This is a genomic window from Methylobacterium oryzae (assembly GCF_036441375.1).
Lineage (GTDB): Bacteria > Pseudomonadota > Alphaproteobacteria > Rhizobiales > Beijerinckiaceae > Methylobacterium > Methylobacterium oryzae_A.
This window is the reverse complement of sequence record NZ_MLCA01000001.1, coordinates 1,272,682-1,290,960: the sequence shown is the minus strand read 5'-3', so window position 1 is coordinate 1,290,960 and position 18,279 is coordinate 1,272,682. Positions and strand designations below refer to the sequence as shown.

Genomic DNA, 18,279 nt, shown 5'->3' with positions numbered 1-18,279 from the left:
GCGATGGAGTCCGGTCGGCGGATCGAGATGGCGCTGGATCGCGCCGTCGCGCACGCGGAGGCGCCGGGCGCGCCGCCCCTTCTGGCGGAGGCCCTCCGCTACGCGGTGTTTCCCGGCGGCCACCGGATCCGGCCCCGCCTCTGCCTCTCGGTGGCCCGGGCCTGCGGGGACGACGACCCGGCGGGATCCGTCGCGGCCGCCGCCGCCATCGAGCTCCTGCACTGCGCCTCGCTGGTCCACGACGACCTGCCGTGCTTCGACGACGCGCCGATGCGGCGGCAGAAACCCTCCGTCCACGTCGCATTCGGTGAGCCGATCGCCGTCCTGACCGGCGACGCCCTGATCGTCCTCGCTTTCGAGACCCTCGCGCGGTCCGCCGGGCATCACCCGGCGCGTCTCGGCCGCCTCGTCGGGCTCCTCGGCCGCGCCGCCGGGTCCCCGTCCGGCATCGCGGCGGGGCAGGCCTGGGAATCGGAGGTTCATATCAGCCTCAGCGACTATCAGCAGGCGAAGACGGGCGCCCTGTTCGCCGCCGCCACCGTCGCCGGTGCCGCCGCCGCGGGCGCCGAGCCGGAGGCCTGGCGCCGCCTCGGCGAGTGCCTGGGCGAGGCTTATCAGGTGGCCGACGACCTGCGCGACGTTGCCTGCCGACAGGAGGAGATCGGCAAACCCGCCGGCCGCGACGCCACGCTGGGACGCCCCAACGCCGCCGCGCTCCTGGGGACGGGCGGGGCGATGGAGCGTCTCTCGCGGCTGACCCGCGAGGCGATCGCGGCGGTTCCGGCCTGCCCGGGCGCGGTCGCGCTCACCGCCGAGATCGAGGCGCAGGCGCGGCTGTTCCTGCCCGCGAGCCTGCGGGCGGTGGTGGCCTGAGCGCCGGATCGCTCCGCGGAGCCGGCGCGGTGCCGCCGGTCCCAGCCACCTGGGCGGACAGGTGGCTCGCGTGGCGCAACCGCCTCGTCGCGAGCCCCCGCTTCCAGCGCTGGGCTGCGGGTTTCCCGCTGACCCGCCGCGTCGCCCAGCGCAACACGCGCGCGCTGTTCGACCTCTGCGCCGGCTTCGTCTACGCGCAGGTCCTGACCGCCTGCATCCGCCTCGATCTCTTCGTGATCCTGGCCGAGGGACCCCTGGCGGTCGACGCGCTGGCACGGCGGCTCGACCTTCCGCCGGACGCGGCTCGACGTCTGCTGCGCGCTGCCGAGTCTCTCGGGCTGCTGCGCGCCCTGTCGGGTGACCGGTTCGGGCTCGCCGACCTGGGCGCCGCGCTCGTCGGCAATCCCGGCATCGCCGCCATGATCGAGCATCACGCGCTGCTCTACGCCGACCTCGCGGATCCGGTCGCCCTGCTGCGCGGACAGGCCCAGCCGACCCGCCTCGCGGGCTACTGGCCCTACGCGGCCGGGGCGACGGGCGACGCGCGCACGGTGGCTCCCTACAGCGGCCTGATGGGTGCCTCGCAGGCGCTGATCGCCGAGGACGTGCTCGACGCCTGCGACCTGTCGCGCGTCCGGCATCTCATGGATGTCGGCGGCGGCGAGGGCGCCTTTTTGCAGGCGGTGGCGGCGCGGCACGCGGCGCCCCGCCTGACCCTGTTCGACCTACCCGCCGTGGCCGAGCGCGCCGCCGGGCGCCTCGGACGATCCGGCCTCGGCGAGCGGATCACCTGCCGCGGCGGCGACTTCCACGGCGGCCTTCCCGCGGGCGCCGACACCATCTCCCTGGTGCGGATCGTCCACGACCACGATGACGCGCCGGCCCAGGCGCTTCTCAGGGCGGCCCACGCGACGCTGCCACCGGGCGGCACGCTGCTGATCGCCGAGCCCATGGCCGGAACGCCCGGCGCGGAGCCGGTCGGGGACGCCTATTTCGGCTTCTACCTCCTGGCGATGGGATCCGGCCGGCCGCGCCGCGCCGAGGAACTGCGGGCCATGCTCGCGGCAGCAGGTTTCATCGCCATCCGGGAGCACCCGACACGGCGCCCGCTGCTCGCACGGGTGCTGGAAGCTCAAAAAACAGGCTCAGCAAAGTAAGTGTGGCTTGACGCTGCGTTGTGTCTATCTAGGATGACACATAGCGGCTTCGCACCAGAGAGAGTCGCGAGGCAGAGGGTGGAGACTTCCAGCCATGGACGCTCTAGCCGTCATTCTGGAAAACCCGGAGCACCTCTCGGTTCAGCGCCTGGCCCTGACGCCGCCCGGCGACGCGGACGCGGTCGTGGCGGTGTCTTGGAGCGGGATCAGCACCGGCACCGAGCGCCTGCTCTGGTCGGGGCGGATGCCGCCCTTCCCGGGCATGGGCTACCCACTGGTGCCGGGCTACGAATCCGTCGGGACCGTCGTGGAGGCGGATGCCGCCGCCACGGTCCGGGTCGGCCAGACCGTCTACGTCCCGGGCGCCCGCTGTTTCGGCTCGGTCCGCGGCCTGTTCGGAGGCGCGGCGTCCCATCTGGTCGCGCCGGCCGCTCGCCTCGTTCCGGCGGATGCGGCACTGGGCGAGCAGGCCTGTCTCCTGGCCCTGGCCGCGACGGCCCATCGCGCCCTCGGTCGGCCCACGCCCGGCGCCACGCCGCTCATCGTCGGGCACGGCGTGCTCGGCCGGCTGCTCGCCCGCCTGACCGTGGCGGCGGGCGCCGCGCCGACCGTCTGGGAGACGGATCCGGTCCGCGCCGCGGGCGAGCACGGCTACACGGTCGTCGCGCCCGAGGAGGATCCGCGCCGGGACTACGCGACGATCACGGATGTCAGCGGGAATGCCGCCGGCCTCGACGCCCTGATCGCCCGCCTGGCACCCGGGGGCGAGATCGTCCTCGCCGGGTTCTACGAGGCGCCCCTCAGCTTCGCCTTCCCGCCCGCCTTCATGCGCGAGGCCCGGATCCGGATCTCCGCCGAGTTCCGGCCCGAGGACACGGCGGCGGTGACGCGGCTGATCGAGAGCGGCCGGCTCTCCCTCGACGGGCTGATTACCCACCGTGCCCCGGCGGCACAGGCCCAGGACGCCTACCGCACCGCCTTCGCGGATCCGGGCTGCCTGAAGATGATCCTCGACTGGAGGGACGCCGCGTGAACGTTCAGCTCAACAAGGCCGCCCTGTCCCAAGCGACCCAGCTCCGCGCCGAAGCCGCGATCGAGCCCGACGCGGTCGCCACCGCGCCGGCGAAGAAAGAGACGCAGATCATCGCGATCTACGGGAAGGGCGGCATCGGCAAGTCGTTCACCCTCGCCAATCTCAGCTACATGATGGCCCAGCAGGGCAAGAAGGTCCTGCTGATCGGCTGCGACCCGAAGAGCGACACGACCTCGCTCCTCTTCGGCGGCAAGGCCTGCCCGACCATCATCGAGACCTCGACCAAGAAGAAGCTCGCCGGCGAGGCGGTCGCGATCGGCGACGTCTGCTTCAAGCGCGACGGCGTCTACGCCATGGAACTCGGCGGCCCCGAGGTCGGGCGCGGCTGCGGCGGCCGGGGCATCATCCACGGCTTCGAGCTGCTGGAGAAGCTCGGCTTCCACGAGTGGGGCTTCGACTTCGTCCTCCTCGACTTCCTCGGCGACGTGGTCTGCGGCGGCTTCGGCCTGCCGATCGCCCGGGACATGTGCCAGAAGGTCATCGTCGTCGGCTCGAACGACCTCCAGTCGCTCTACGTCGCCAACAACGTCTGCTCGGCGGTGGAGTATTTCCGCAAGCTCGGCGGCAATGTCGGCGTCGGTGGCCTCGTGATCAACAAGGATGACGGCACCGGCGAGGCCCAGGCCTTCGCGGAGGCCGCCGGCATCCCGGTTCTGGCCTCGATCCCGGCCGACGAGGACATCCGGCGCAAGAGCGCCAATTACGAGATCATCGGCAAGCCGGACGGGCGCTGGGGCGGGCTGTTCGCGGAGCTCGCCGCCAACGTCGCCGAGGCCGCGCCGCACCGCCCGACGCCGCTGTCGCAGGACGGCCTCCTCGGCCTGTTCTCCAGCGAGACCACCGGCCGCGACGTGGTCCTGGTCCCCGCGACCCACGAGGACATGTGCGGCGTCGCCCACGTGACGAAGCCGTCCCTCGAAGTCGTCTACGACGAGGTCTGACGCGCATGGCCGTCTCCCTCGACATCGCCGATCTGCGGGCCCGCAAGGCTCCGGCCAACGTCGACCTCGCCGCCGCGCAGAGCGACGGCCTGGGCTGCCACGCCGGCAAGGACGCGATGGTCGCGGCGGCGGAAGCCGCCGGCATGTCGGAGACCCTGGCGCAGCTCCGCAGCGACTATCCGCAGGGGCCGCACGACCAGCCGCAGAGCATGTGCCCGGCCTTCGGCTCGCTCCGCGTCGGCCTGCGCATGCGGCGGACGGCGACGATCCTGTCCGGATCGGCCTGCTGCGTCTACGGCCTGACCTTCACGTCGCATTTCTACGGCGCGCGGCGCAGCGTCGGTTACGTGCCGTTCAACTCCGAGACGCTCGTCACCGGCAAGCTATTCGAGGACATCCGCGAGGCGGTCCACGCCACTGCGAAGCCGGAGGACTACGACGCCGTCGTCGTCATCAACCTCTGCGTCCCGACGGCGTCCGGCGTGCCGCTGCGCCTGCTGCCCAAGGAGATCGACGGCGTCCGAGTGATCGGCATCGACGTGCCGGGCTTCGGCGTCCCGACCCACGCCGAGGCCAAGGACGTCCTGGCCAGCGCCATGCTGAAGGTCGCCCGCGCCGAGGCCGAGCAGGGCCCGGTGGCGGCGCCCCGCGGCGGCCGCTCGGAGCGCCCGAGCGTCGCGCTCCTCGGCGAGGTGTTTCCGGCGGACCCGGTGGTGATCGGCGCGCTCCTGGAGCCCCTCGGCCTCGCGGCGGGCCCGGTCGTGCCGACGCGGGAATGGCGCGAGCTCTACGCCGCCCTCGACTGCGCCGCGGTGGCGGCGATCCACCCGTTCTACACGGCCTCGATCCGCGAGTTCGAGGCGGCCGGCCGGCCGATCGTCGGCTCGGCCCCGGTGGGCGTCGACGGGACCGCCGACTGGCTCGACCGGATCGGCGAGGCCTGCGGCGTGGCGCGCGCCACCGTCGAGGCGGCCAAGAACCGGATCCTGCCCGGCATCCGCGGGGCGCTCGGCGCGCGCCCGATCAAGGGCCGGATCACGCTCTCGGGCTACGAGGGGTCGGAGCTGCTCGTGGCGCGCCTCCTCGTGGAGAGCGGCGCCGAGGTCCCGTATGTCGGCACTGCTTGCCCGCGCACGCCCTGGTCGGAGGCCGACCGCGACTGGCTCGAATCCCGCGGCACGGAAGTGCGCTACCGGGCCTCGCTCGAGGACGACCTGTTCGCCTTCGAGGCACTGAAGCCGGACCTCGCCATCGGGACGACGCCCGTGGTGCAGCGGGCCAAGGAGCGCGGCACCCCGGCGCTCTACTTCACCAACCTGATCTCGGCGCGCCCGCTCATGGGCGCGGCCGGTGCCGGGTCGCTCGCCACGGTGATCAACGCGGCGCTGGGCAACAAGGCGCGATTCGACGCCATGCGGGACTTCTTCGAGGGGGTCGGTACCGGCCACGCCGCGGGCGTCTGGCAGGAGGTGCCCCAGCGCCGCCAGGGCCCGAAGATCGAGGGTCCGAAGAAGCCGATCGGGGAGATGGCCTGATGCTGATCCTCGATCACGACAGGGCCGGCGGATACTGGGGCGCGGTCTACGTCTTCACGGCGATCAAGGGCCTGCAGGTCGTCATCGACGGCCCCGTCGGCTGCGAGAACCTGCCGGTGACCTCGGTGCTGCACTACACCGACGCGCTGCCGCCGCACGAGCTGCCGATCGTGGTGACCGGGCTCGCCGAGGAGGAACTCGGCCGCCACGGCACCGAGGGCGCGATGAAGCGCGCCCACGCGACCTTGGATCCGGGCCAGCCCAGCGTCGTGGTCACCGGCTCCATCGCCGAGATGATCGGCGGCGGCGTGACGCCCGAGGGCACGGGCCTTCAGCGCTTCCTGCCGCGCACCATCGACGAGGACCAGTGGCAGGCCGCCGACCGGGCGATGCGCTGGCTCTGGCAGGAATACGGCGCCAGGAAATTCGCCAAGAAGGGCATCCCGACCCGGCCGGAGAAGAAGCCCGGCGAGAAGCCCCGGGTGAACCTGATCGGCCCGGCCTACGGCACCTTCAACATGCCCTCCGACCTCGCGGAGATCCGCCGGCTGGTCGAGGGGATCGGCGCCGAGGTGAACCTCACCTTCCCGCTGGGCGCCCACCTCGCCGACGTGCCCAAGCTCGTCAACGCCGACGCCAATATCTGCCTCTACCGGGAGTTCGGCCGCCTGCTCTGCGAGGATCTCGAGCGGCCCTACCTGCAGGCCCCGATCGGCATCCTGTCGACGACCAAGTTCCTGCGCTCGCTCGGCGCGATCCTGGGCCTCGATCCCGAGCCGTTCATCGAGCGGGAGCGGCACACGACCATCAAGCCGGTCTGGGATCTCTGGCGCTCCGTGACCCAGGACTTCTTCGGCACCGCGAGCTTCGGCATCGTCGCCACCGAGACCTACGCGCGCGGCGTGCGCCACTTCCTCGAAGACGAGATGGGCCTGCCCTGCCACTTCGCTTTCGGGCGCTCGGCCGGGGTCAAGCCCGACAACGCGGCGGTCCGCGCCGCCGTCGCGGCCAAGCCGCCGCTGGTGCTGTTCGGGTCGTTCAACGAGCGGATGTATCTCGCCGAGTCCGGCGCCCGGGCGACCTACGTGCCGGCCTCGTTCCCCGGGGCGATCATCCGACGGCACACCGGCACGCCGTTCATGGGCTACGCGGGGGCGACCTACCTGGTTCAGGAGGTCTGCAACGCCCTGTTCGACACCCTCTTCCACATCCTGCCGCTCGCCCGCGACATGGACAAGGTCGAGGCGACCCCGGCCCGGCGCCACGCCGAGCTGCCGTGGGACGAGGCCGCCCGGGAGGCCCTCGACGCCCTCGTCGAGGCCCAGCCGGTTCTGGCCCGCATCTCCGCCGCCAAGCGCCTGCGCGACGCCGCCGAGCGGGCTGCCCGGGACCATGAGGCCGCCGCCGTGGCGCCCGCCCACGTGGCGCGCGCCCGGGCCGCCCTCGCGGGGGGAGTCCCCGCGTGAGCTCCCTTTCCGTTTCACCCAGAGGAGACCTGACGATGCGCACGATGGTCCCGACCGGCCGCCAGCACCAGGAAGCGTATCAGTTCCGGCTGATCCTGGCGGCGACCTACCCGTTCTTCCTCGCCGCCGCGGCGCTGAACCGGTTCCGGCCGAGCCGCGAGACGGCCCGGCCGGGCCTGCTGCCGGCGCGCCGCTCGGTCTTCGGCGAGGCCCGCGCCATGGCGGTTCAGGCGATCCCCTTCGCCTTCATGGGCTGACACGCCCCTGAGCGAGACGCTTCCGTCCGGTCACGCGGGGGAAGTCGGGCCGCGAGCGTCGCAAGGCATCGCGGCTGAACCCGTCGCGCTTCGCGAGAGGCGCGGCCAACACACGGAGGTCTGAACGATGGCGAGTGGACCCGTCACAACAGAAAGACCGAGCAGCCTGTCCGGGCTGACGGAACCGGAAGCCAAGGAGTTCCACGCGATCTTCCTGACGAGCTTCCTCATTTTCACGGCGATTGCCGTGGTCGCGCACATCCTCGTCTGGTTGTGGCGCCCGTGGCTGCCCGGACCGCAGGGCTACGCCTCCCTCGAGGGCGTCCGCGATGCGGCCCACGCCCTCGTCACGATGATCGGCTGAGGAGGATCGGATGCACAAGGTTTGGTTGCTCTTCGATCCGCGGCGCACGCTGGTGGCCCTGTTCACCTTCCTCTTCATCCTGGCGCTGCTGATCCACTTCATCCTGCTCTCGACCGACCGGTTCAACTGGCTCGACGGTCCGAGAAACAACAAGGCCGCCGAGAACACCATCACGCTCGCGCTGCCGCAGATGCCGGCCTGACCGCCGGTCCGGACCGCGGCGCGCGAGGGCCGCGGTCACCCCGTTCTTCCTCTTCTCCGGCCTGACTGAGGAGCAGCCGCCATGGCGATGCTGAGCTTCGAGCGCAAATACAGGGTCCGCGGCGGCACCCTGCTCGGCGGCGACCTGTTCGACTTCTGGGTCGGGCCGTTCTTCGTCGGCTTCTTCGGCGTGGTCGGGATGTTCTTCACGGTGCTGGGCACCGCGCTCGTCATCTACGGGGCGGCGATCGGGCCGACCTGGAACATCTGGCAGATCAACATCGCGCCGCCCGACATCAGCTACGGCCTGCGGCTGGCGCCGCTCAAGGAGGGCGGTCTCTGGCAGATCATCACCATGTGCGCGCTGGGCTCGTTCGTGTGCTGGGCGCTGCGCGAGGTCGAGATCTGCCGCAAGCTCGGCATCGGCTACCACGTGCCCGTGGCCTTCGGGATGGCGATCTTCGCCTACTTCACCCTCGTGGTGATCCGGCCGCTGCTGATGGGCGCCTGGGGTTACGGCTTTCCCTACGGCATTCTCAGTCACCTCGATTGGGTGTCCAATACCGGTTACCAGTACCTCCACTTCCATTATAACCCGGCCCACATGCTGGCCGTGACGTTCTTCTTCACGACGACTTTGGCCCTGGCGATGCACGGCGGCCTGATCCTGTCGGCGACCAACCCGAAGAAGGGCGAGACCGTCAAGACGCCCGAGCACGAGGACACCTTCTTCCGCGACACGATCGGCTACTCGATCGGCACGCTCGGCGTTCACCGCCTCGGCCTGTTCCTGGCCCTCTCGGCGGGGTTCTGGAGCGCGGTCTGCATCGTCATCAGCGGACCGTTCTGGACGCAGGGCTGGCCGCAATGGTGGGGCTGGTGGCTCAACCTGCCGGTGTGGCGATGACGGATCGCACGGGATCGGAACGAGGGGACTAACGCGGGTCGCCGCCGCTCGGCGCGCGGCACTCCGGGGGAGGGCAGGCCATGGCCTATTACCAGAACATCTTCACGCAGGTTCAGGTGCGCCCGCTGGTACCGGAGCACGGTGTGCCGGTGGCGGTCGACGACCGGGTCGGCAAGCCGTTCAACAGCTACCTGTTCGGGCTCATCGGCAACAGCCAGGTCGGGCCGATCTACATCGGCTACATCGCGGCGCTGTCGATCACCTGCGGCCTGATCGCCTTCGAGATCATCGGGCTCAACATGTGGGCGTCGGTGAACTGGGATCCGGTCCAGTTCGTCCGGCAACTGCCGTGGCTCGCCCTGGAGCCGCCCCTGCCGAAATACGGGCTCAAGGTGCTCCCGCCCCTCAACGAGGGCGGCTGGTGGCTCATCGCCGGCTTCTTCCTGACGGCCTCGATCCTGCTCTGGTGGGTCCACCTCTACCGGCGGGCGCGGGCGCTCGGGTTGGGCACCCACGTGCCGTGGGCCTTCGCGTCGGCCATCTGGCTCTACCTCGTCCTCGGCTTTATCCGGCCGCTCCTGATGGGTTCGTGGTCGGAAGCCGTGCCGTTCGGCATCTTCCCGCACCTCGATTGGACCGCGGCCTTCTCGCTCCGCTACGGCAACCTCTTCTACAACCCGTTCCACATGCTCTCGATCACGTTCCTCTACGGGTCGACGCTGCTGTTCGCGATGCACGGGGGGACGATCCTGGCCTGCTCGCGCTACGGCGCGGAGCGCGAGATCGACCAGATCGTCGACCGCGGCACGGCCACCGAGCGCGCCGCCCTGTTCTGGCGCTGGACCATGGGCTTCAACGCCACGATGGAATCGGTCCATCGCTGGGCGTGGTGGTTCGCGGTCCTGACCACGCTGACGGGCGGCATCGGCATCCTGCTCACCGGCACCGTCGTGGACAACTGGTATCTCTGGGCGGTCAAGCACCACGTGGCGCCCTCGTATCCGCAGGTCTACGGCCCGATCGTGGATCCCGCCCATCTCGCACCCGGCCCGAGGCCGTGAGGAGGCCGTCATGAAGACGATTCTGGCGGTTGTCGGCGGGGCGCTCGCCCTGTTCCTCACCATTGCGATGTTCGGCGGCGCGGGGTGGACCCACCCGCCGATGGCCAACAAGCAGACCGGCTTCCGGGGGACCGGGATGGACCTGATCCGCACCCGGGCCGGAAACGAGGCGCTGTCGGAAGCCAACCGGGCGCCGGCGCCGGCCGACCCGGCCGATGCCGGCGGCGACAAGGCCTCGGCGGTCTACCAGAACGTGCAGGTCCTGGGCGACCTCTCGGCCGAGCAGTTCAACCGGCTGATGGTCTCGATCACCGAGTGGGTCGCGCCGCAGCAGGGCTGCACCTACTGCCACAGCACCGAGAACATGGCCTCCGACGAGCTCTACCAGAAGCGCGTCGCACGGCGCATGATCCAGATGACGCAGTACATCAACGCGTCTTGGAAAGAGAACCACGTCCATCAGGCCGGCGTGACCTGCTACACCTGCCACCGAGGCAATCCGGTGCCGGCCAATATCTGGTTCGATCATCCGATCCAGGGCGCGGGACGGTTCAGGCCGCGCAACAACAGCCAGAACCTGGCCTCGCCGGAGGTCGGCAACACCTCGCTGCCCTACGACGTCTATCAGGCCTTCTACCAGCACAAGGAGACGTCGGAGGACGCCATACGGGTCAACGCCACCACGGCGCTACCGGAGACCAAGGGCAAGCCGATCCAGGACGCCGAGAAGACCTTCGCGATCATGATCAGCATGTCGCAGTCTCTCGGCGTGAACTGCACCTTCTGCCACAACACGCGCTCGGTGGCGCAGTGGGACACCAGCACGCCCAACCGGGTCCATGCCTGGTACGGCATCCGCATGGTGCGCGACCTGAACCAGGATTATCTGACGCCGCTGACCTCGACCTTCCCGCGGAACCGCCTCGGGATCCTCGGCGACGCGCCGAAGATCAACTGCGCCACCTGTCACAACGGCGCCAACAAACCGCTGAACGGCGCCAACGTGATCGAGCCCTATCCGGAGCTTTCGCACCCGACGATCTCGGTGAGCCTGCCGACCGGCGAGGCCAAGGACCCGATCCCCGGCACCGAGAAGCCGACGCCGAAGCCCTGATCGGCTCTGGGGCGGCCGGAACGCCGGCCGCTCCGCTCAAGCTACGGGGAACCTCCGCGGGGTAGGGACGTCGGTACCGGCGGCCAAGCTCGGCCTCAGGAGGCGCCCGTGACCATCACCATCTCCAACCTCCAGCCGCTGATCGCGATCCTCGCCGGGATCCTGATCCTGGTGATGCCGCGGCTGCTCAACTACATCGTCGCGATCTACCTGATCGTCGTCGGCGTGATCGGGCTCGGAATCCTGCATTGAGGGTCAGCACCCGCAGCGCGGCGGGGCGGACCTGACAGACCGCCCAACCCGTCAGCGACGCACGCACAGGGCCATCGCGCGTTCATCTTGCGTTGCGGTGCGGGATGGTCCAACCCCGCCCATCAGCTCGGCCGGCGCCGGGCACCAGAGACGGACGGGATCGACATGGCGACCGGCAGCGCGAAGTGGGTCTATGCCTTCGGCGACGGCAAGGCGGAGGGCAAGTCGCAGATGCGCGACCTGCTCGGCGGGAAGGGCGCCAATCTGGCCGAGATGTCGAACCTCGGTCTGCCGGTCCCGCCGGGCTTCACCATCACCACCGAGGTCTGCACCTACTTCTACGATCACGGCAAGTCCTACCCGCCGGAGCTGAAGGATCAGGTCGGCGCGGCGCTCGCGCAGGTCGGCAAGCTCACCGGCCGCAAGTTCGGCGACGCGACGAATCCGCTCCTCGTCTCGGTCCGCTCGGGCGCCCGCGCCTCGATGCCCGGCATGATGGACACTGTGCTCAATCTCGGACTCAACGACGAGACCGTCCTGGCGCTCGCCAAGGAGGCCGACGACGAGCGTTTCGCCTACGATTCCTACCGTCGCTTCATCACCATGTACTCGAACGTCGTCCTCGGCGTTGAGCACCACGCCTTCGAGGAGGCGCTGGAGCAGTACAAGGAGAGCAAGGGCTTCGACCTCGATACCGAGCTCGGCGCCGGCGACTGGAAGACGCTGATCCAGACCTACAAGAAGATCGTGCGCGACGAGCACGGCTCCGACTTCCCGCAGGGCGCCGACGACCAGCTCTGGGGCGCGATCGGCGCCGTCTTCAACTCGTGGATGATTCCGCGTGCCAAGAAGTACCGGGAGCTGAACAACATCCCGGAGAGCTGGGGCACGGCCGTCAACGTGCAGGCCATGGTATTCGGCAACATGGGCGACACGTCGGCCACCGGCGTGGCGTTCACCCGCAACCCGTCCACCGGCGAGAAGGCGCTCTACGGCGAGTTCCTGATCAACGCGCAGGGTGAGGACGTGGTGGCGGGCATCCGCACGCCGCAGAACATCACCGAGAAGGCGAGGAAAGAGGCCGAGAGCGACAAGCCTTCCATGGAGAAGGCCATGCCCGAGAGCTTCGCGGAGCTGACCCGGATCTACGGGATCCTGGAATCGCATTACCGCGACATGCAGGACATGGAGTTCACCATCGAGAAGGGGAAGCTCTGGATGCTCCAGACCCGCAACGGCAAGCGCACGGCGAAGGCCGCCCTGCGCATCGCCGTGGATCTGGCGGGCGAGGGGCTGATCTCCCGCGAGGAGGCGATCGGCCGGGTCGAGCCCGGCGCCCTCGACCAGCTCCTGCACCCGACCATCGACCCGAAGGCCGACCGCAAGGTCATCGCCTCGGGCCTGCCGGCCTCGCCCGGCGCGGCGACCGGCGAGATCGTGTTCAACTCCGAGGACGCGGAGGCGCACCGCAAGGCGGAGCGCAAGTGCATCCTGGTGCGGATCGAGACCTCGCCCGAGGACATCCACGGCATGCACGCCGCCGAGGGCATCCTCACCACCCGCGGCGGCATGACCAGCCACGCGGCGGTGGTCGCCCGTGGCATGGGTAAGCCCTGCGTCTCCGGCGTCGGATCCATCCGCATCGACTACAAGGCGCAGACCCTGACGGTCGGCGGCGTCACGCTGAAGGCGGGCGACAAAATCACCATCGACGGGTCCACCGGGCAGGTGATCCAGGGCGAGGTGAAGATGCTGGAGCCCGAGCTGTCGGGCGACTTCGCCACGCTGATGGAATGGGCCGACGCGATCCGCGGCATGAAGGTGCGTGCGAACGCCGACACGCCGACCGACGCCCGCACGGCGCGCAACTTCGGCGCCGAGGGCATCGGCCTCTGCCGCACCGAGCACATGTTCTTCGAGGGTGACCGCATCATCGCGGTCCGCGAGATGATCCTGGCGGACGACGCCGAGGGCCGCCGCGCGGCCCTGGCGAAGATCCTGCCGTACCAGCGTCAGGACTTCCTCGAGCTGTTCACGATCATGTCGGGCCTGCCGGTCACGATCCGCCTGCTCGACCCGCCGCTCCACGAGTTCCTGCCGCACACCGACGCCGAGGTCGCCGAGGTCGTGAAGGCGACGGGCGTCGCCGAGGAGAAGATCCGGCACCGGATGCGGGAGTTGTCCGAGCACAACCCGATGCTCGGCTTCCGCGGCTGTCGGCTCGCGATCGCCTTTCCGGAGATCGCCGAGATGCAGGCCCGGGCGATCTTCGAGGCCGCCGTCCAGGCGGCCGCGGATACCGGCAAGGCGGTGACGCCCGAGGTGATGGTGCCGCTGGTCTTCACCCGCGCCGAGTTCGACATCGTGAAGGCCAGCATCGATGCCATGGCAAAGGCCGTGGCCGAGGAGAAGGGCGCGACCCTCGACTACCAGGTCGGCACGATGATCGAGCTCCCGCGGGCCGCCCTCAAGGCGGGCGAGATCGCCGAGACCGCGGAGTTCTTCTCCTTCGGCACGAATGACCTGACGCAGACGGCGCTCGGGATCTCCCGCGACGATGCCGCCACCTTCCTGGGTCCCTACACCCAGAAGGGCATCCTGCCGGCCGATCCGTTCATCACGATCGACCAGGACGGCGTCGGCGAGTTGGTGCGCATCGGCGTCGAGCGCGGCCGCAAGACGCGGCCGAACATCAAGCTCGGCATCTGCGGCGAGCACGGCGGCGATCCCGCCTCGGTGGGCTTCTGCCAGGAGGTCGGCCTGGATTACGTGTCGTGCTCGCCCTACCGGGTGCCGATCGCCCGGCTCGCCGCGGCCCAGGCGGCACTGGGCAAGGTCGCCGGCAAGGAAGGCTAAGGTCGGATGGGGGGGGCGCCGAACGGCGTCCCCCATTCGGATATCAACCATCCGTACGAGGATCAGTGGAAAAACGCGCCTTTCGGTCGAACTCGGCGCGCCGTGAGGCGTTCTTCGATTGAACGGGTACGTTCCGCGTGGGCCTAATCAACTCGCGTCAGGTACTGCATCGCCCGTCAGAATCGGCCGCCACCATGTCACACAGCCCATCGCCGCTGTGCCTCGCCGAGACCGAAGCCGCCGAGGCCGTCCCGCGCGCCGCCGTCCGCGCCTATCTCGCCCTCGTCGCCGGTCTCGGGGGTCTCGTCACGGCAGCGATGCTGATGATGTCCGTCGCGGCCAACAGCGGCAACGAGGCGGAACGCATCTCGGCGACGCAGGACGACAGCTACGCCACCACGCTCGTCGGCGCGCTCGCGGTCAATCTGTCCAAACCTCTGCGCTGAGCCGGATCCGGCGCCGATCGCTCCGCTCGACTGGCTCCGCCTCGCGTACAGGACGATGGCGGGCTGACCGCCCCGCGCCGCTCACCGCGCCCCGGCCAGGGCGCGCGCGGCCGAGCCGGTGAAGCGGGTCGTCAGGTCGTCGCCGGGGCTGCGGGCAGTGAACCGCGTGGTGACCCGGTCGGGCGCGGCGCCGACCACCGCGTCGGGCGCGGCACCGCGCAGACGCGTGGTGGCCACGCGCACGGGAACAGTTCGGCTCGCCGGGGCCGCGACCGGACCGGCCGACGCGGAATCGAACAGTGCCTGCAACTGCGCCTTGGCATCCGCGTCCGGAGCCACGAGGGAGCGGGCGCGAACCGGGCTCGGCGCCGCGGGCTTGTCGAGGGCCCGGATCTCGCCCGCGGACGCGAGATTGGCCATTCCCCGCTGAAGCGCCGCGAACTGCACCGGGCGCGGCGGCGGCAGGGGCATGTTCAGGCTCGCAACGACGGCCGCCATATCCGACGGGCGCCGCGGCGGGAGCGGCGCCGCGACGGCGGCCACCGCCTCGTCGGCGGCCGGCTGACCCGCGGTCAGGAGCGACTTGGCATCGGCGGGCTTGGCCTCGGCGCCCTTCGCCTGCGCCCGATCCGCCTGCGAGCCGCGCAGGGCGTCGTCGGCAGCGGGCGCCGCGTAGGCGAGGGCCGCGCGCGCACCCACCGGATCCTGCGGGTCGGCGCTCGCCACAGCGACGACGGGCGCACGCCGCGCCTTCTTCGCCGTCTCGACGGGGGTCTGGACCGGCGCGGGCTCGGGTGCGGACCGGCCGCCGCCGAACAGGCTCGCCAGGAAGCCGAACAGTCCGGGCCCGTCCTCCTCTTCGCCGCTGGCCATCTGAGTGGTGATACCCGCCACGGTTCCGCCGCGGGCCAGGATCTCGGCCTTGGCCTCCTCGTAGCGGGGGAAGGGCCGGTTGTCGCTCGGCAGCAGCACGGTCTTGCCGTCGGGAAAGAGGCGGGCGAGCTGATCGTGCGTCATGCGCGGCCACATCCGCACCGAGCCGACGTCGAGGTGAACGAACGGCGTGCCGGCATGCGGGTACCAGCCGACGCCGCCGCGCTGCATCTGGAGGCCGACCTCGCGGATGCGGTCGATCGAGACGTCCGGCAGGAAGAAATCCATCGCCTTGCCGAGCATGTGCTGGCTGTACTCGGCCACCATCTTGGAGCGGCGGCGCAGCATCGCGTTGGTGCCCGGCGAGCGGTAGGCGGAGACGACGTGGATCGGCTGGCTCGCACCGACCTGCCGGTAGGCCTCCCAGACCGTGTCGAACAGGCGCGGGTCCATCTTGGTGGGCTCGTTCACGCGCCAGTCGCGCAGGAGCCAGTTCAGCTGCTCGAGGGCCGCGCGGTCGTAGCGGCCATCGCGCTTGAACGTGATGGTCGCGCTCTCCTGCGTGTGCGTGTGGTAGATCGTCAGCGAGCGGGTGTCGCCGTTGGCGACCGCGTCCTCGGTCTCGGCCGTCCCGGCGAGCAGTCCGAGCGCGAGGCCGGACAGGGCGAGGGTCAGACGGCGAAGGGCGCGCGGGAGACTGGGCACGACGGTCCTGATCCTCTCCCGACAGCCTGACCCGACGCCTGTTGAACCGGGTTCGCGACCGAAACGGCTAAGGCTCGACCGTGGCGAAATCGTGCCCGGCTGTGCGGCCGCGCACGCGAAAGTTGAGAGTTGCGCGGGTGGACTACCACCACCCGCGCGGCGCCGGTTGCTGCGGTGCGGGCGTCCAGAGACCCGGCTCGCCGTATTCCGGCGCGCTGTCGGCCCGGGCGGCGCGGCGCAGGGGACGGCGCGGCGCGTCCGCCTGATCGTAGCGCCCGGTCGGCCACGCGTCGGCATCCGCGACCGGACGTTCGGGCGCGCGGCGATGGGCCGTCCGAGTCGCGGGCGGCTTCGGCGCGCGCTCGGCCTTGCGCCGCGGCGCCTCGTCGGGAAGCCTCACAATCGCCGGCCCGCCGCCGCCGGGCAGCCCGAGGGCCGCGCGCATCGGCGCGTCGTAGCCGTAGAGGTCCGGCAGGGTGCGGTAGGTGCCGCCATCGTCCACGAAGGCCGTGAAGTAGGCGAGGTGGACCGGCAGCTTCTCCGGCAGCCGAATCGTGCGCTCGCCCTTGCCGATCAACTTCTTCAGCCGATCCTCGGACCAGTTCGGCAGCACCACGTCGGCGAGGCGGAACGGATCGTCGACGCGCACGCAGCCGTGGCTGAAATCGCGCTTCGAGGCGGAGAACAGCGAGCGGTTCGGCGTGTCGTGCAGGTAGACCGCGTGCTGGTTCGGGAACATGAACTTGATGAAGCCGAGGGCGTTGCGCTCCCCCGGGGGCTGACGCAGCGAGATGTGGCCGCCGCGGCGGACCACCTCGTAGCCGCCCCAGGTCTTGCCGCCGTAGCCGGCGAGCTTCGGCGCCATCGTCTTCAGGATCGAGGGCGGGACGTACCAGGACGGGTTGACGACCGCGTATTCCATCGAGCCCGAGAACAGGGGCGTGCGCGATTCCGGCTTGCCGACGATGACCCGCGCCTCGTCGCGCATGACGCCGCCCCGATAGGCGCGGAGGCGGTATTCCGGCACGTTGACCAGGATGTAATCCGAGCCCAGGTCGCCCGGCAGCCAGCGCCACCGCTCCATGTTGACGATGAGTTCGGCCTCCCCGCCGGTCGGGCGCGCCGCGCGGCCGGCATCCGCCAGGGCCAGCACCGTCTGGACGTTCAGGACGCCGTTGCCCGGCAGCCCGCGGCCGCGCTGGAACTTCGCCACCGCGTCCGCGACGACCGAATCGTACTCCTCCGGCTCACCGGCGCCTTTGTCCATCGTGGCGGCCGGACGGCTCTCGAGGTTGAAATGCGCCCGCAGCAGCGGGACGCGGGCGTCGCGCATACCGACGCGAAGGGCCGGTCCGGCCGGGAGGCGCAGCGGCTTCACGGCCGTCGGCGCGGTACCGCGCAGGGCGGCGAGCCGATTCTTCAGCGCGAGATAGCCCGGCGTCGCCGGATTGTAGGCCTGAAGCGCCTCGCCGGCCTTCGCGCCGGCCTCGTCGAGCTTCGCCAGCACGTCGTTCCCGGCCGGAAGATCGAGATGCGGGGTGATCAGCCGCGAGATCGAGGCGAGATTGATCCGGCCGCCGCGAGCGTCTCGGGCGTAGAGCACCGCCGCAGCGGACAGGCGCAGATCGGCATCGGCGACCGCCTTCTCGTCCGGCTTATCGGCGAGCGCCGGCACCGTGTAGGCGCGCGGGTCGAGACCGTCCTCGGCGGCGGCCGACAGCCGTGCCGAGACCGCCTTCGCGGCGTCGGTCCACGCGCCGCCGGAAATCCACAGCGGCCGGAAAGTGCGGGCCTCGTAGAAGCTCCGGATCGCGTCGCGATCCTTGCCGGTCAGGCGCAGCAGGAGGGGCGCGGCATCGGAGAACCGGGCGAAGACCGCTGCGCCGAGCGGATCCGTCGGGGCGACCGGGGCAGCGGCCGCGGGGGCCGGTGCCGGCTCGGCCGCCGGCGCCTCCGGCTTGTAATCGGGAAGGGCGGGTGTGGCCGGAGCCGACGGACCTGCCTGCGCCGGTGGGGCAGGCGGCGCGGCGGGCGGCGATGCGGGAATAACGGCGGCCGGCTGGTCCAGCGAGACCGTCTCGGCACGGAGGGAGCCGGCCGGGGCCAGTGTGCCGCCGAGGAGGGCGGCCAGCGCGATGAGGCTGGAGCGCGGGACGCGCATCGTGATCTCCCGGGGTG

Annotated in this window: 17 protein-coding genes; 15 read left to right on the top strand and 2 right to left on the bottom strand. The window is 70.8% G+C overall.

Annotated features, from left to right (window positions below):
* The first annotated feature begins 3 nt into the window (after positions 1-3).
* The 15 genes from MOTC310_RS06180 (at position 4) to MOTC310_RS06110 (ending at position 14,523) form a co-directional block, all read left to right on the top strand.
* Complete coding sequence (locus MOTC310_RS06180; protein ID WP_331301152.1) at positions 4-873, top strand: polyprenyl synthetase family protein; 870 nt, start codon at positions 4-6, stop codon at positions 871-873.
* A gap of 29 nt (positions 874-902) precedes the next feature.
* Complete coding sequence (locus tag MOTC310_RS06175) at positions 903-2,030, top strand: methyltransferase (protein ID WP_331301151.1); 1,128 nt, start codon at positions 903-905, stop codon at positions 2,028-2,030.
* Positions 2,031-2,124: 94 nt separating this feature from the next.
* Positions 2,125-3,063, top strand: a complete 939-nt coding sequence (gene bchC / locus MOTC310_RS06170; protein WP_331301150.1) for a chlorophyll synthesis pathway protein BchC — start codon at positions 2,125-2,127, stop codon at positions 3,061-3,063.
* Positions 3,060-4,064, top strand: a complete 1,005-nt coding sequence (locus tag MOTC310_RS06165; protein WP_331301149.1) for a chlorophyllide a reductase iron protein subunit X — start codon at positions 3,060-3,062, stop codon at positions 4,062-4,064. Before bchC ends, MOTC310_RS06165 begins: the two co-directional genes overlap by 4 nt.
* 5 nt (positions 4,065-4,069) lie before the next feature.
* Positions 4,070-5,599: a chlorophyllide a reductase subunit Y gene (gene bchY, locus MOTC310_RS06160; protein ID WP_331301148.1), complete on the top strand. Its 1,530-nt coding sequence runs from the start codon at positions 4,070-4,072 to the stop codon at positions 5,597-5,599.
* A complete protein-coding gene (bchZ, locus tag MOTC310_RS06155; RefSeq protein ID WP_331301147.1) occupies positions 5,599-7,065 on the top strand; it encodes a chlorophyllide a reductase subunit Z in 1,467 nt (488 codons plus the stop codon). The genes bchY and bchZ overlap by 1 nt, the downstream gene beginning before the upstream one ends.
* A 35-nt stretch (positions 7,066-7,100) precedes the next feature.
* Positions 7,101-7,322 carry a hypothetical protein gene (locus MOTC310_RS06150; protein ID WP_331290587.1) on the top strand — a complete coding sequence of 74 codons (222 nt, stop codon included), beginning with the start codon at positions 7,101-7,103 and terminating at the stop codon, positions 7,320-7,322.
* Between the two features lie 127 nt (positions 7,323-7,449).
* Positions 7,450-7,686, top strand: a complete 237-nt coding sequence (gene pufB, locus MOTC310_RS06145; protein WP_012319767.1) for a light-harvesting antenna LH1, beta subunit — start codon at positions 7,450-7,452, stop codon at positions 7,684-7,686.
* A 10-nt stretch (positions 7,687-7,696) separates the two neighbouring features.
* Positions 7,697-7,888 carry a light-harvesting antenna LH1, alpha subunit gene (gene pufA, locus MOTC310_RS06140; protein ID WP_012319766.1) on the top strand — a complete coding sequence of 64 codons (192 nt, stop codon included), beginning with the start codon at positions 7,697-7,699 and terminating at the stop codon, positions 7,886-7,888.
* 81 nt (positions 7,889-7,969) lie between these two features.
* Entirely contained in the window at positions 7,970-8,794 is an 825-nt protein-coding gene (gene pufL, locus MOTC310_RS06135; RefSeq protein WP_331290586.1) for a photosynthetic reaction center subunit L, read from the top strand.
* Positions 8,795-8,874: 80 nt separating this feature from the next.
* Complete coding sequence (gene pufM, locus MOTC310_RS06130; protein WP_331290585.1) at positions 8,875-9,855, top strand: photosynthetic reaction center subunit M; 981 nt, start codon at positions 8,875-8,877, stop codon at positions 9,853-9,855.
* Between the two features lie 10 nt (positions 9,856-9,865).
* Positions 9,866-10,969 (top strand): photosynthetic reaction center cytochrome PufC, encoded by a 1,104-nt coding sequence (gene pufC / locus MOTC310_RS06125; RefSeq protein WP_331301146.1) that lies wholly within the window; start codon positions 9,866-9,868, stop codon positions 10,967-10,969.
* 108 nt (positions 10,970-11,077) lie between these two features.
* Complete coding sequence (locus tag MOTC310_RS06120) at positions 11,078-11,221, top strand: DUF3096 domain-containing protein (RefSeq protein WP_012319762.1); 144 nt, start codon at positions 11,078-11,080, stop codon at positions 11,219-11,221.
* A gap of 165 nt (positions 11,222-11,386) precedes the next feature.
* Positions 11,387-14,077, top strand: coding sequence for a pyruvate, phosphate dikinase (ppdK, locus tag MOTC310_RS06115; RefSeq protein WP_331301145.1), 2,691 nt, complete (start codon positions 11,387-11,389; stop codon positions 14,075-14,077).
* A gap of 194 nt (positions 14,078-14,271) precedes the next feature.
* Positions 14,272-14,523 (top strand): hypothetical protein, encoded by a 252-nt coding sequence (locus MOTC310_RS06110; protein ID WP_331301144.1) that lies wholly within the window; start codon positions 14,272-14,274, stop codon positions 14,521-14,523.
* Positions 14,524-14,604: 81 nt separating this feature from the next.
* Here the strand turns inward: MOTC310_RS06110 and MOTC310_RS06105 are convergent, their stop codons facing one another.
* Positions 14,605-16,101 carry a peptidoglycan L,D-endopeptidase MepK gene (locus MOTC310_RS06105; protein WP_331301143.1) on the bottom strand — a complete coding sequence of 499 codons (1,497 nt, stop codon included), beginning with the start codon at positions 16,099-16,101 and terminating at the stop codon, positions 14,605-14,607.
* A gap of 142 nt (positions 16,102-16,243) precedes the next feature.
* Positions 16,244-18,262 carry a L,D-transpeptidase family protein gene (locus MOTC310_RS06100; RefSeq protein WP_331301142.1) on the bottom strand — a complete coding sequence of 673 codons (2,019 nt, stop codon included), beginning with the start codon at positions 18,260-18,262 and terminating at the stop codon, positions 16,244-16,246.
* Positions 18,263-18,279 lie beyond the last annotated feature (17 nt).